This is a genomic window from Mycobacterium botniense, from assembly GCF_010723305.1.
GTDB lineage: Bacteria > Actinomycetota > Actinomycetes > Mycobacteriales > Mycobacteriaceae > Mycobacterium > Mycobacterium botniense.
On the sequence record NZ_BLKW01000002.1, the window covers coordinates 1,565,010 to 1,578,500 of the forward strand.

Below are 13,491 nucleotides of genomic sequence, written 5' to 3' on the forward strand. Positions count from 1 at the left end.
ATTGATGCTCGCTGTCTGCACCTGCGGCTGCTGCCACTGCAATACGGCCATTCGGTATGGTTCCGGGCGGATCGGCTCAGTGAAGCGGTCGCCGCAATGACGTCTGGCCGGCCTTCCATGATGTCAGAAGTGTTTCCGACAGCCGGCTTTCGACAACGTTGTAGGCTCGTATACCGAAGACCACATCGCGTTCCAGATGCGGCTCTCGGGCCAGCAGATCGCCAACCACATCACGGCGCACGGCTTGGCCGTGCGCCGCGCCGGTCTGGGCGTGTTGACAGTAGAAGGCCAGGCACGCAGCCGGCGCGCCCAGCCGTTGCAGGGCCGCGACCAGCTGGCGCGATCCCGGCGGCGAGGTGATTTCGGTCGCTGCGAAATGTCCCACGGCGGCTCCGCGCCACCGGCGGTGCAGCCCGAATAACGACATCAGGTTGACCACCGCCAGCGACTCCGCGGGCACCGCATCCAGGTAGCCCGCATACGTCGCATCAAGATCCGCGGCGGTCAGCAAGTCCGCGAACAGCGATTGACGCATTGCTTGTCCACGTCCGGCCCCGTACTCGGCGAATTCGAGGGCGACAAAGGAGGCCTTGGCCGGACCGGATAGCCGTGGGATCGCCCACGCATGCGGATCGCCTTCTTTGAGGTGAGAAAGTGATCGGTGCACGAAATACTCGCGCATCTGGTCCCACGTCGCGTGGTCGCGCAGGTAATGCGACACGTCGGCGCCCTCGATCGGTTCCATGATGAGTGACTCGATTTCGGCAATCGCGGTGTGGTGGGCGTCAATCGGGCCGATGTCGCGATGCAGCCCAGTGAGGAAGATGCGCTCTAACTGAGCACGTAGATCGAGCAGCGCCGGATGCCACTCCCAAGCGGGGTCTGCACCAGCAAACCCCCGGTAGTGCAGCTCATAACACATATACAGCGCCAATTGGAGGTCAAGACCATAGGGGTCGGCATCGCAGACCGAAGCACCGATGTGCACGGGCTGGCTGTGCGGCGCAGGTTGGATGAGCCACCGCCGGACCGTCATCGAGAGCGGACCGTACGGCTCGGGTAGCTGCGGCTCACTGGCTGACGCCGGCGTGCTGGTGTGCGGATAGTGGGGGGCTGCAGCGCGTCCGGTTTTGGGCATCGTCGCTCCTTCTCGGCCCGTTCGGATGACCCGAACTGTCAACCCGCGGCGTCACTCGGCGACCGTGTGGCCCGCGCGTGGAATCAATACCGGGTGACGCACGCCGTATACCCGTGAGCTGCCACGGATCAAACAGTGAACAGCGGGGTGCACAAACCGCGGTCAGAGCCGGCAATCGGGCAGTCGGTGACTACCGCGGCCCGGTGGGCCGGTAACCGGCGTGCTCATCCGGCGAGAGGAGTGACTGGTGTGGATTGGAACTGTTTGTCGAAAGCCGAGAAGGAGGAGTCTGCGTACACGCCACGCCCGCGAACAGATCGTCAGATCGGCATGCGGTACCCGTAAAATTCGTGGTCTTCGTTGTAGCCGCCTTGGCCGTATCCCAGCTGAGCGAAACTCTCCACAAACTCGATGCCCTCGATCCATTTGACTTGTTTGAAGCCGAGTTCGCGCTCATTTCGCAGCCGTAGCGGAGCGCCATGGGATACGTTGAGCGGCTTCCCGTTCATTTCGTAAGCCAGCAGACACGTCGGTTCGCGCATGTGCCCGATTTGGTGGCAGTCGTAGTAGCGCCCTTCTTCTGCTCCACCGGCTCCTTCGGCCAACGAGTAAAACACCACCCAGCGGGCCGACGGCAGCGGGCGCACGATGTCGAGGATGTCAGCCATGCGCACCCCTCCCCATTTAGCGATGCCCGACCAGCCCTGGATACAGTAATGCTGGGTGACGGTTTCGTGTTTGGGCAGCGCGCGCAGCTCATCGTAGGATAGATTAATCGGGTTTTCGACTAGCCCCGCTATCCGCAGCGAATAATCTTTCCAATTGCTGGCCTGCAGCTTCCGGTAGTGTTCGGATGTGGGTATCGTGCCATTGGGCCAGAGGTACGGGGAAATATCTTTTTCAGAATATGTGGCATTCGGATGGGACCACTCCATCAATGACTTCACCCACCCGACCATGCAACGACCTACTATTTGGACCACAGCGGGATAGCGGAGTGTCATGGGCGATGCAATCAACCACAGACCGGTAATGATGACCATGGCCACCCCGTAGATCAGCAGCGCCCAATACGATTGGGTATTCTTGCCGAGGACGATATGGTTGAGATTGGCGACGAGCCCGGTGGTGAATACCATCACTGTGTGAACGATAATGAAGAACACCATCCACACAAGAACCGCAAAATGAATGGTCCGCGCAACCTGCCGATTGAAAATGCCCCGTCCGAAACCGAACCGTGCCGCAATCGCCGGCGCTTGCAACAGGCCGGTGATAAATGCCAATGGCGCGGCGATGAACACCGTAGTGAAGTAGGCGAGAATCTGCAATCCGTTGTAGTTGGTCCAACCCTGGTTTGGCGGAAAATCAAGCGAGGCGTATTGAATCCCCGTCGACACGGCATTGGGGAGAACGGCCGCGCAGTCTTGGCGCGTCAGAATTTGTGATGTCACACGACGAAGCGCATTTCCACGGTGGTCCCGGTTGTGGTGCAGTTGAGGTCGACCTGGTGGCTGACGGCCCGGATCAGCGGCAGGCCCCGCCCGCCACGATGGTCATCGGCACCCGGGGTCTTCCAGGAACCGGAGTCGGCGACGCGCACACGAACTCCGGAGCCGTCGACGTTGGCGTCGACCATCATCGTTCCCCGGTCATGTCCACGGTATGCGTGCTCGACACTGTTGGTGCAGGCCTCGTTTACGGCCAAGACGATGTCGGAAATGAGCGCTTCCGGAACGGTCAAAGCGCTCAGCCAGCTGGCGAGCTGATGTCTGATATCCACTAAATAGTCAGCAGTAGCATCGGTTTCGATCCGAAGAGGGCTAAGAATCCTTCGATATAAGACGATTGCGACGTCGTCGTCGTACCCTTCTGCCGGTGTCAGTTCCCGAAGCACCGCATCCGCGACAGCCTCGACAGGTAAATTCATCGTGTTCGTGAGAACCTCAGCGGCACGCGCGATCCCTGCGTCGATCGAATCATGTTTCCGTTCTACGAGGCCGTCGGTAAACAACATCAGGGTCGCACCCGGCGGCAGCACCTGGGATGCCTGCGGGCGGGACCGGTCTCGGTGCACCACGAGCGGAACCGAACTCGCAGCGCTTAACAAGGTTGCCCCGGACTGCGGTGTAGCAAGCACCGCGGGAACGTGACCGGCGCTGCTGTACTGCAGGACGCCGGTTTCGGTCTCCAGTGTCGCCAGAAACACTGTCGTGCAGTAGGCACCCGGTATGAGCTCCGCCACCGAGTCGAGTTGTTCGAGCAACAGGGCTGGTTCGGCGCCGGTCAGTAAAAGCGCGCGTGCCGAACTGCGAAGCTGCCCCATCACCGCGGCGGCGGGCAGGCCCCGGCCCACGCAGTCGCCGACGACGATTCCGATGCGGTGCTCGTCGATGGGCAATACGTCATACCAGTCGCCGCCGATTTCCAGTGGCGGGACAGCGGGTTCGTAGCGAACGGCAAAACCTGCCGGAAGCTCCAGGGGCGCCAACATGGCACGCTGCAATGTCAGCGAAGTCTCGCGCGCAGTTTCGAACTGTCGGACATGGTGCATCGCCAGACCCAGGTGACCGACGAGCATAGTCACCAAGAGTCGATCCTCGGCGCTGATCCGGCGAGGGCCGCCGAACTCCAACCACAGCGCATCGCCGGCGCCAGAGAGCACCGCGACGATGCCGCGTGACTCACCCGGCATATCGGCCGACTCCACCAGCCGGACCGTAAGCGGCAAGTGGTGGCGGGCTTCCTCAAGCGTTTGGCGCAGCAGTGGATCGAGATCCCGCCAGCTCGATACGGGCGGCTGGCCCGCTGCCTGCACGACCGGCTCAACATCGTTCGGTGGCCACATGACCACGACCACGCGCTGCGCATCGATGGCGGTGCCGCACTCATCGAGAGTGGCCGACAACAACTCGGCAATGTTCTTGGCGACACTGACCGCTGTGGCGAGGCGCAAGACCGCGCTTTCCCGCGCCGCAAAGGCACGCTCAGCGGTGACGTCGCGGACCGTACCCACATACACGTCCCGATCGCCGCTATAGGCGGTGACCACGTTGATGCTCACGGCTACCCATAAGAGAGTGCCGCCTTGATGCCGAATCGGTGTCTCGTACTGGACGCTGTTCTCCCGGTTGAGGCGGTCCCACGCCTGCCGTGCCGCCTTCTTGTCCACCAACCATGGGTGTGGCCACCGGTATGGCAAACCCTCTGCCGGGTAACCGGTGATTTGAGTGAACGCATCGTTGATCTCGATGACCGCACCGTCGTGGTCGGCGACGAAAAATCCCTCCTGCAGCGAGTTCACCAAAGCGGTACGGAACTCGTCGCGGTCGGCGAGATCCTCCAACCGCGCCCGCTGTTCCTCGTAACGTCTCGTGCCGTCGAGGAATCCCCGAGTGACGACGTCGAGCGCGGCCAGTGTCTGCAGCAAAAACTCCAGTGCTGCCGTTCCGTCGACGCCAGCGTCCTTCGCGAGTTCGTCGATCAGCTGGAAGTGGTGCTCGACGATATCGAGCATGCTGATTTGTTCCCGCAGGGCTTCGCGTCCGAGCTCATGTCCGACGGCCAGGCTGGCCTGATCCCGTGCGTCGAGATAGCAGTGCAGCGCCGCTGCATAGTGGAGGCGAAACTTTTCCGCATCGGTCATGGCGATGCACCTCGGTGACGCGCGGCAAGCACCGACGCATCATCGGTGTCCTTGGCGTGTTTACCCAGGACCTGGTCGCTGATCGCCACGGCGGACGCAGCGAAGTCGACGCTGTCCAAATGTCCTTCGCTGATACCGTCGCTTGCGATGACCAGCAGATCGCCGGGGCGGATTGCAACGTTCCGCGCGACTACCGTGTCCGGCATACGGAATCCGACAATGCCGCTGGCGAGCGGAGTGGCAGAACGAATCGCGACACCGCTTGGCGCCTTAGCGATGAGGTTCGCGGTGACATTGCCGACGCCGATCCAGCTCAGCATGTCAGATTCGAAATCGATCCGGGCCAGGGTCATCGCAGCCCCTCTGGTGGACATCAAGGCCCGGTGACACAGTTCGATCATCGCCTCAAGGGGTTCGGCGCGGGCGTGCTTGAGCACCTCCACCGCGCACAGTGCCGCCGTTTCGGCTTCCTCGCCGTGGCCCAATCCGTCCAGCCCGGCGAACAATGCGGCCTGACCTCCCACGTCGAGCGCGATCACATAGTCCCCGCAGGCCTGCTCACCGGGCAGTGAGCGGGTTGCCCCTGCCCACTCGATTGGACCGATCCGGCCGTGCTCACGCACTCGGCGGAACCCATTTCCACATCTCGACGACTGTGCCCTGCCCGGCGGCGGATTCCACGATCAACCGGTCCATAAGCCGGCGGGCACCGGGCAGACCCAACCCAAGCCCGCGGCTGGTCGAATACCCATCCTCCAGCGCCCTCTCGACGTCGGCAATACCGGGTCCGGCATCCTCGGCGCGCACCACCAACGCTTTGCGACCCTCCCGGTCGGCCACCATGACCCGAACCGCGCCGCGACCAGCGTAGCTGGTGATGTTGCGTGCAACCTCGGAGATCGCCGTAGCGATCATGGTGACATCTGTTAACGAAAAACCGAGATCACTGGCGAGTTGGTGACCCGCCTGACGGGCAGTGACAATGTCGTCGGGGTTATCGACCTCGACGACCACGTCATCTGCCATCGTCGCGTCCAATCGTTGATTTGCCTTGGGCGCGGTGACGATTCAATAGAGCAAGGCCTTCTTCCAGGTCCAGTGCGGTGTGCATGTCCTCGAACCCAAGACCGAGCTGGACCATCGCGAAGGCCACCTCCGGCTGTACACCCACGATCACGGTTTCGGCCCCGCGCAGCCGCGTCATGTGCGCAATGGTGCGCAACGAGCGGGCAGCAAACGAATCCATCACGTCGATGGCGGTGACGTCGACGATGATTCCTTGTGCGCGAAACCGGCTGACACGTTCCATGAGGTCGTGCTGGAGGCGTTCGGTGTCGGAGTCGGTGAGCGCAGCCTGCACCGTCGCGATCAGAATCGGGCCCTGTTTCAGGATTGGTACCGGCATAACACGTCTGCGGTGGGACCGGGTTACCCGGTCTGTTCGCCGGTGCGGGTGACTTCGTAGCCCAGCAGACGTTCGGCCTCCTCGATACCGCCCTGCAGGTCGCCGACCGCATTCATCTTCGACAGGTCCAGCCCGATCGTCACCAGGGTCAGCGCGATCTCCGAGGACAGACCGGTGATGATCACGCTCGCGCCCATCAACCCCGATGCGTCGACCGTCTGCACGAGGTGGTTGGCGACGGTCGAGTCGATGGTGGGCACACCGGTAATGTCGATGACCACGACTTTCGCCCGGTTCGCCCGGATGGCGCGCAGCAGCTGTTCGGTGAGTTGTCTGGCGCGTTGACTGTCCAGGACGCCGATGATCGGCAGGATCAGCAACTGCTCACGCACCTGGAGCACCGGGGTGGACAGCTCGCGGATCGCTTCCTGTTGCTGGCGGATGATCCGCTCGCGTTCCTGGACGAAGCTGACCGCCACCGTGTTGGCAATACGGTTGGCCGCCGGCTCGTAGGCGTCGAGCACCCTGTTGAGCAGGTCGAAGTCCGACTGGTATTTCTTGAACAAGGAGCGCGCGAGGACGTCCCGCAAAAGCAACACGATGCCGACGACCTCGTCGGTCTCCACGCCCCTGGGGATGATCCGCTCGGAGAGGTCACGCGCGTAGGCCTGCAGCGCCTCGACGCTGCCGGTCTCAAGCACCTCCACATAGTTGTCGTAGACGGCGGTTGCCTCGGAGAAGAGTTCCTCGGGCGTCATGGCGGTGAGGAGCTTCGCCTCGGCGATCCTGCGGGCCCACTCCTCGCGCAAGGCGGTTCGATTCTGCCGCAGATGCTGAACCAGCTGCGGCAGCAGACCGTCGGTGGAGATCCCGGTCGTCTGCGCGGCGGCAGCGGTACTGGCGAAACCTGTCGTCGGATCGGACATCAAACCTCCCGGATCCCGCTCGCCCTCGGCAAAAGGCGCGAGTTTTGAGACTAGCGCCGGTGCAGCGGTGTGGGAAGCGTTGAAGTCGTGTTCTTCTCGCTGTTCGCTGGGTTAGGCTTGCACCGCATCTGCTCCGGGTGGTGGGGCGCTGGATAAAGGATTGCCGTTGTCAGCTACGGATCCCATGACGACCTCGGTGGGCTACCACGAGGGGATCGCCGTGCTCGCTGTCGACGGTGACGTCGACTTGGTCACCGCTCCGACCCTCGAAGAGGTGATCGCGACCGTGGTCGCCGATCGCCCCACAGCGCTCGTCATCGATCTCTCTGCGGTGCAGTTTCTCGCCTCGGCAGGGCTCAAACTGCTGGCGGCCACCCGCGAGAAAATCCGTGGCTCGTCTCGATTTGCAGTGGTCGCACATGGGCCGGCGACACGGCGGCCCATCCACTTGACGGGGCTGGACGAAATGTTCGCTGTGTACTCCACCGTGGACGATGCGCTGACGGCGATCCAGGACAGCGAATTCGATCACTAGAGCAGCTGCATCGTCGGCTTCTCAAGTGGTGCGGCGAACCCGGGGTTTTGCCTGCTTGTGTGATCACAGCGCCCGCGCCCGGTGATCGCCTCAGAGCCTCATACCACGAGTCGGGGTGGCGGGATTTGAACCCACGGCCTCTTCGTCCCGAACGAAGCGCGCTACCAAGCTGCGCCACACCCCGCGCAAGCGACGTCAGCGTATCGCACCCGCGCGCTGGCTGGCCAAACGGCGCTGGGGGGGTGAGAGGCGGGGGTTAGAGACGTCAAAGGTTGGGTATCCTGCGGACATCGCGCGCGAGGGCCCATGCCGAGATTTTCGCGTGTGTGCCCGGCCACATCCGAACCGGTCAGCGACCCATGCCACGGTCCGCGGCGGAACAACGACGCTATCCGTGACGTTAAACAGACTAATTAAACGTGCGCTGTGTGCGTGGAAGCGAGAAAGTGAGTGAGGCCATGACGGCGTTAGGCGCAGTGGTGTTCGGTGGACTATTCGGTCTCGCAGTGCTCTGGCTTCTGCTGACCGGTCCGTATGACGACGGAGTTGTAGGCGCTCAAGTTGACGGGAATCACTCCCACAAGCACGAGCGTTCGAATGCAGCCAGCGTCGCAGCCGCTGCGGCGGTGTCAAGCCCCTGGGCGGCCACCCACTCGTCACAGAAGTAGGTGTCAGCGTAGCGATCACCGCTGTCCGCGAGCAGCGTGACCACCGAGCCGCTACGACCTGAGGCAACCATTTCGGCAATGAGGCCGAAAGCTCCCCACAGGTTGGTGCCCGTCGACCCGCCCACCCGCCGGCCCAGCACAGCGCTGGCGTGGCGGGCGGCGGCTACCGAGGCTGCATCGGGCACGGAGACCATGCGGTCAACTACGTCGGGCAAAAAGGACGGCTCCACCCGCGGTCGGCCGATGCCTTCGATGCGCGACGATGCGGTGATCACTACGTCGCCGCGGGATTCGGCGTAGGCCGGGTAGAACGCGGAGTTCTCGGGATCAACCACACACAACCGGGTGGCGTGACGCCGGTAGCGGATATAGCGGCCGATCGTCGCACTGGTGCCGCCCGTACCCGCCCCGACCACTATCCAGTGCGGGATGGGATGTTTCTCCTCGCGCATCTGAACGTAGATCGACTCGGCGATATTGTTGTTGCCCCGCCAGTCAGTCGCTCGCTCGGCGTTGGTGAACTGATCCAGGTAATGTCCCCCCGTCTCTTTGGCGACCCGCTCCGCCTCGGCGTAGACCTCGCTCGCGTGCTGTACGAAATGGCAACGGCCACCTTGTGCTTCGATCAGCGCGACTTTGGCGACGCTGGTCGACGCCGGCATCACGGCGATGAACGGCAGACCCAGCAGGGCGGCAAAATATGCTTCGGACACCGCGGTCGAGCCGGATGACGCCTCCACCACCGTCGTGTTCTCACCGATCCACCCGTTGCACAGCGCATACAGGAATAACGAGCGCGCTAGCCGATGTTTGAGGCTGCCGGTGATGTGTGTCGTCTCGTCTTTGAGGTAGAGCTCGACACCAGCGTCTGCGCACCAGGCCGACGGCAGCGGATAACGCAGCAAATGGGTATCGGCGCTGCGGCGCGCGTCGGCCTCGATCAGCCGGATTGCGTTATCCGACCAGTCGCGTGACCGGCTCCGGACTGCGATGCGGGATCGCTGCGTCAATGCACCGACACAGTGGGCTGTGACCGGCCCAGTTTTCTGCGCGAGTCGCGGTCGCCCATCGGGGCAGCGGTCAGTGTCAGCAAAGTGGCTTCCGGCCGGCAGCAGAATCGCAGCGGCGCGAACGGGGACGTTCCGATTCCGGCCGAAACATGTAACCGCATGCCGGCCCCCCAGCGTGATGTTCCCTTCACCCGGGAGCGGTCCAGACCGCAGTTGGTCACCACCGCCCCGTAAAACGGCAGGCATAACTGCCCACCGTGGGTGTGGCCGGCCAGCACCAGTTGGTAGCCGTCGGCGGCAAAACGGTCCAGGACGCGCGGCTCCGGCGAATGGGTCAGCCCCAGTCGGAGGTTCGCCGCCGGGTTTGCCGGGCCCGCGATGGTCTGGTAGCGGTCGCGTCCGATATGCGGGTCGTCCACACCTGCGGCGGCGATGAGCAACCCGCCCACCTCGAATTCGCGGCGAGTGTGGGTCAGGTCGAGCCAGCCCCGCTCGGTAAACGCAGCGCGCAAATCCTGCCAGGGCAGCGGTTTACCGTAGACCCGATGACTTGGATTGGTCACATAGTTCAGCGGGTTCTTCAGCCGCGGCCCGTAATAGTCGTTGCTGCCGAACACGAAAACACCCGGTAGGGATAGCAGATCGCCGAGTGCCTGGACGATGGCAGGCACCGCTTTCGGGTGAGCCAGATTGTCGCCGGTGTTGACGACGAGGTCGGGTTCCCACGCGCCCAATTCACGCAGCCACGCCTGCTTGCGGCGCTGGTGGGGCCGCATGTGAATGTCGCTGATATGCAACACCCGCAGCGGAGAGGAGCCCGGGCTCAACACGGGCATGGTGACCTCGCGCACGACAAACGCGTTGCGCTCGATGAGCGAGGCGTAGCCCACACCGGCCACGGCTGAGCCAAGCGCCACAGCCGACACGCGTTTCAGGGCGATCGGGTCATGAGCGGCACTCATGACAGCACTCATGGCAGCCAGCCTACTGCCGGCCGCTCGTTGCCAGCACGGCATTCACCGTGAGATGGCCTACGGTGGCGGCGGCTCGGCGGGCGGCGGTGGTGCCAGCAGCGGAATCGTGATGGGCGGAAGTCCGGGGATCTCCACTACCTGCGAGCCCACTGGCAGCGGCAGGCCCTCCGGCGGCGGGGGCGGCGCCGGGGGAATCCCGTTGCTGGTTTGTATTGTGATGATCGACCCCGGCAACGTCTGACCGCTCGGTGACGTTCCGACCACCTCGCCGTACTTTGCGGTGCTGTTGACCGGCGTGGGCTGGTCGGCGACCTGGAAACCGGCTTCCTTCAGACGCTGACGCGCCGCCTCTACGTCCAGGCCGGCCACGCTGGGCACGTGCGCGTTGGCGGACCCTTCGACGTAGCGGGGATCCGTCGGCGGCAGGTGGATGTCACCAAACTTGGTGGCGATCGGCTTCATGGCAGTAAACCACGTACGGGCCGGCTCGTTGCCACCGAATAGATCCCCGTCACCGCAGCGGCGCAACGGGTTGGAGCACAGATCCGACGGTGTGCTCGAGTCGTCGTAGATGTAGTTGGCCGCCGCGTAGCGGTTGGTGAACCCCACGAAACCCGACGAGCGGTGGGCTTCGGTGGTGCCGGTCTTGCCGGACATCGGCAACGTCCAGCCCGCCGCCGCCGCCGAACCCGACGCGGTGCCGCCGGGCTGGGAGTCCTTGCTGAGCGCGTTGGCGAGCGTGTTCGCCAGGCCTTCGGGCACCACCCGGTCGCAGGCCTCGGTGTTGACCGCGATCTCCTTACCGTTTCGGTCGACTAACTTGTCGACCGGATTGGGCGGGCACCAGACACCCCCCGACGCCAGCGTGGCCGCCACATTCGATAACTCCAGGGCGTTCAGCTCGAAGGGGCCCAGGGTGAATGAGCCGATGTTCTGGCGTTTGATGAAGTCGGCCAAACTCTCGTTACTGTCAGGATCGTAGTCGCGGGCAGTGCCCGGGTCGGCGTACGAGCGCAGTCCAAGCTTGATGGCCATGTCCACCGCGCGTGGCACGCCGACCTGCGAGATCAGTTTGGCGAACGCGGTGTTCGGTGAGGTCGCCAGCGCGTCGGTCACGTTCATCGGGGAGTGGTAGTTTCCCGCGTTGACCACGCACCAGGTCTCCTTCGGGCAGCCTTTGGCGCCCCCGCTGCCCATGCCCTTGGCCTGGAACCGGCCCGGCACCTCGAGCTGGGCGTTGATGCCCATGCCCATCTCCAGCGCAGCGGCCGTCGTGAAGATCTTGAATATCGATCCCGCACCGTCGCCGACCAGGGAGAAGGGCTGTGGCCGCATCGTTTCGCCGGCGTCGGTGTTCAGCCCGTACCTGCGGTTGCTGGCCATCGCCAGCACCTTGTGGGAGTCCTTACCGGGTTTGATCACACTCATCACGCTGGCGATTCCCGGCAAATCGGGCGGAGCGAATTTGTCGATGGCCTGTTTGACCGACATCTGGACGTCCGGGTCCAAGGTGGTGCGGATCGTATAGCCGCCTCTGGCCAATTGCTCTTTACTGATGCCGGCGCGCGCCAGATACTCCTGCACGTAATCACAGAAGAAGGCGCGATCGCCCGCCGCGATACAGCCGCGCGGCAATTCTTTCGGTTGCGGCAATATCCCCAGCGGCTCCGCTTTCGCCGCACGCAGGGCGTCGGCCTCCCCGGGAAGGTTTTCGATCATGGTGTCCAGGACCAGGTTTCGCCGCGCCAGCGCGCCCTCGGGGTTGGTGTAGGGGTTGAGTGCGCTGGTCGACTGCACCAGTCCGGCCAGGAGTGCGGCTTGCTGCCAGTTCAAGTCCGACGCATTCACCCCGAAGTAGGTTTGCGCGGCGTCTTGCACACCGAACGAGTTGTTGCCGAACGATACGAGGTTGAGGTAACGGGTCAGGATTTCGGGCTTGCTGAACGTCTTGTCGAGGGTGAGCGCCATCCGGATTTCGCGCAGCTTACGGGCCGGGGTGGTCTCGACGGCGGCGCGTTTCTCAGCGTCGGTCTGGGCCGTGACCAGCAGCTGATAGTTCTTGACGTACTGCTGTTCGATAGTCGAGCCGCCGCGGGTGTCGACGTCACCGGAGGCGTAGCCGGCCAGTCCGGTCAGCGTACCTTTCCAGTCCACACCGTTGTGCTCGGCGAAGCGCTTATCCTCGATCGACACGATTGCCAGCTTCATGGTATTGGCGATCTTGTCACTGGGCACTTCGAACCGACGTTGCGAGTACAGCCAGGCGATCGTGTTGCCCTTCGCGTCAACCATGGTCGAGACCGCCGGCACTTCGCCTGTGAGCAGCTGAGCCGAGCCGTTGGCAACCACTTCGGAGGCGCGATTGGACATCAGCCCGATCCCGCCGGCCACCGGGAACATGAGCGCGGCGGCGATCACACTGGCCAGCAGACAACAGCCGGCGAGCTTGAGGACCGTGACAGTCTCGCGGCGCTCCAGCATGCTACTACAGTAGCGGTGCCTGGGCCTGAGCCCCCAGTACCTCTCTGGCCCACAGCGCCGACGGGCCGTGACAACCCTGGAATTTTCGGCCGCGTCACAGGTCAGGGGCGTTGCCGAGCGTCTCGTCGGGCGGTTTGGACGCCCCGATCACGATCGGACGGCACGGTCGTCCCAAAAAAGCCTGTATGAGGCAGTTGCGCAATTGCCACCTGACCACCTAACTTAGACACACACTGAGACATAGGTAACAGCAGCCTGCATAGTGTGGCGTAGATCGCATCTGGTCTGCACCCGAGGGACTTGCCGTCAAGCAGAGGGCGGCCGGAGCGAAGGGGACCGCTGGTGTCAGGTACACGAACCACGGCGCACAGCACCAAGACGACATCTGCTCACCGCACGCTCCGACGCGCCGATGCCGAATCCCGGATCGCTTGGGTGTCCCAAGCGCTCTGCCGCACCGCCGACCCTGATGAACTTTTCGTCCGCGGGGCCGCACAGCGCAAGGCTGCGGTGATCTGTCGGCACTGTCCGGTGATGTTGGAGTGTGGTGCCGACGCCCTGGACAACCGCGTGGAGTTCGGCGTGTGGGGTGGGATGACCGAACGTCAGCGTCGTGCCCTGCTCAAACAGCACCCTGAGGTGGTGTCGTGGGCGGATTTCTTCGCCGCCCAACGCAAACGCCGCACGGCGGGTTGACAACACTCGGGT

The 13,491-nt window shown here is 63.6% G+C and carries 12 protein-coding genes and 1 tRNA gene; 2 read left to right on the top strand and 11 right to left on the bottom strand.

The genetic code is table 11. The features are described from left to right. Positions 1-76 precede the first annotated feature (76 nt). From G6N08_RS07260 to G6N08_RS07290, 7 genes are all read right to left on the bottom strand, one after another. Positions 77-1,138 carry an iron-containing redox enzyme family protein gene (locus G6N08_RS07260; RefSeq protein ID WP_163755618.1) on the bottom strand — a complete coding sequence of 354 codons (1,062 nt, stop codon included), beginning with the start codon at positions 1,136-1,138 and terminating at the stop codon, positions 77-79. 320 nt (positions 1,139-1,458) lie between these two features. After that, positions 1,459-2,592, bottom strand: coding sequence for a molybdopterin-dependent oxidoreductase (locus G6N08_RS07265; protein ID WP_246216634.1), 1,134 nt, complete (start codon positions 2,590-2,592; stop codon positions 1,459-1,461). Further along, positions 2,589-4,784, bottom strand: a complete 2,196-nt coding sequence (locus G6N08_RS07270; protein ID WP_163755620.1) for a SpoIIE family protein phosphatase — start codon at positions 4,782-4,784, stop codon at positions 2,589-2,591. The genes G6N08_RS07265 and G6N08_RS07270 overlap by 4 nt, the downstream gene beginning before the upstream one ends. After that, on the bottom strand, positions 4,781-5,407 hold the full coding sequence (locus tag G6N08_RS07275; RefSeq protein ID WP_163755622.1) for a SpoIIE family protein phosphatase: 627 nt from the start codon (positions 5,405-5,407) through the stop codon (positions 4,781-4,783). Before G6N08_RS07275 ends, G6N08_RS07270 begins: the two co-directional genes overlap by 4 nt. Next, on the bottom strand, positions 5,400-5,810 hold the full coding sequence (locus G6N08_RS07280; protein WP_163755624.1) for an anti-sigma regulatory factor: 411 nt from the start codon (positions 5,808-5,810) through the stop codon (positions 5,400-5,402). Before G6N08_RS07280 ends, G6N08_RS07275 begins: the two co-directional genes overlap by 8 nt. Continuing rightward, positions 5,800-6,189 (bottom strand): STAS domain-containing protein, encoded by a 390-nt coding sequence (locus G6N08_RS07285; protein WP_163755626.1) that lies wholly within the window; start codon positions 6,187-6,189, stop codon positions 5,800-5,802. The genes G6N08_RS07280 and G6N08_RS07285 overlap by 11 nt, the downstream gene beginning before the upstream one ends. A 23-nt stretch (positions 6,190-6,212) precedes the next feature. Then, the gene (locus G6N08_RS07290) at positions 6,213-7,115 is read right to left on the bottom strand and encodes an STAS domain-containing protein (RefSeq protein WP_163755628.1); all 903 of its coding nucleotides are present in this window, start codon (positions 7,113-7,115) and stop codon (positions 6,213-6,215) included. 166 nt (positions 7,116-7,281) lie between these two features. On the opposite strand from G6N08_RS07290, the gene G6N08_RS07295 reads away from it, so the two are divergent. After that, a complete protein-coding gene (locus G6N08_RS07295; RefSeq protein WP_163755630.1) occupies positions 7,282-7,650 on the top strand; it encodes an STAS domain-containing protein in 369 nt (122 codons plus the stop codon). A gap of 110 nt (positions 7,651-7,760) precedes the next feature. Here the strand turns inward: G6N08_RS07295 and G6N08_RS07300 are convergent. From G6N08_RS07300 to ponA2, 4 genes are all read right to left on the bottom strand, one after another. After that, positions 7,761-7,834 (bottom strand) — tRNA-Pro (locus G6N08_RS07300). A 387-nt stretch (positions 7,835-8,221) separates the two neighbouring features. Then, entirely contained in the window at positions 8,222-9,328 is a 1,107-nt protein-coding gene (gene cds1, locus G6N08_RS07305) for an L-cysteine desulfhydrase Cds1 (RefSeq protein WP_218033351.1), read from the bottom strand. Further along, on the bottom strand, positions 9,325-10,290 hold the full coding sequence (locus tag G6N08_RS07310) for a metallophosphoesterase (protein WP_246216710.1): 966 nt from the start codon (positions 10,288-10,290) through the stop codon (positions 9,325-9,327). The genes cds1 and G6N08_RS07310 overlap by 4 nt, the downstream gene beginning before the upstream one ends. Positions 10,291-10,359: 69 nt before the next feature. Next, positions 10,360-12,783, bottom strand: coding sequence for a transglycosylase/D,D-transpeptidase PonA2 (gene ponA2 / locus G6N08_RS07315; RefSeq protein WP_163755635.1), 2,424 nt, complete (start codon positions 12,781-12,783; stop codon positions 10,360-10,362). Between the two features lie 342 nt (positions 12,784-13,125). Here ponA2 and G6N08_RS07320 point away from each other — a divergent pair, with 342 nt between their 5' ends. Beyond that, positions 13,126-13,479: a WhiB family transcriptional regulator gene (locus G6N08_RS07320; protein ID WP_163755637.1), complete on the top strand. Its 354-nt coding sequence runs from the start codon at positions 13,126-13,128 to the stop codon at positions 13,477-13,479. Positions 13,480-13,491: the final 12 nt, after the last annotated feature.

Excerpts from the sequence above, each read along its gene's own strand:
- G6N08_RS07260 (WP_163755618.1), bottom strand. The coding sequence starts at position 1,138 with ATGCCCAAAACCGGACGCGCTGCAGCCCCCCACTATCCGCACACCAGC.
- G6N08_RS07270 (WP_163755620.1), bottom strand. The coding sequence starts at position 4,784 with ATGACCGATGCGGAAAAGTTTCGCCTCCACTATGCAGCGGCGCTGCAC.
- G6N08_RS07280 (WP_163755624.1), bottom strand. The coding sequence starts at position 5,810 with ATGGCAGATGACGTGGTCGTCGAGGTCGATAACCCCGACGACATTGTC.
- G6N08_RS07285 (WP_163755626.1), bottom strand. The coding sequence starts at position 6,189 with ATGCCGGTACCAATCCTGAAACAGGGCCCGATTCTGATCGCGACGGTG.
- G6N08_RS07290 (WP_163755628.1), bottom strand. The coding sequence starts at position 7,115 with ATGTCCGATCCGACGACAGGTTTCGCCAGTACCGCTGCCGCCGCGCAG.
- G6N08_RS07310 (WP_246216710.1), bottom strand. The coding sequence starts at position 10,290 with ATGAGTGCCGCTCATGACCCGATCGCCCTGAAACGCGTGTCGGCTGTG.
- ponA2 (WP_163755635.1), bottom strand. The coding sequence starts at position 12,783 with ATGCTGGAGCGCCGCGAGACTGTCACGGTCCTCAAGCTCGCCGGCTGT.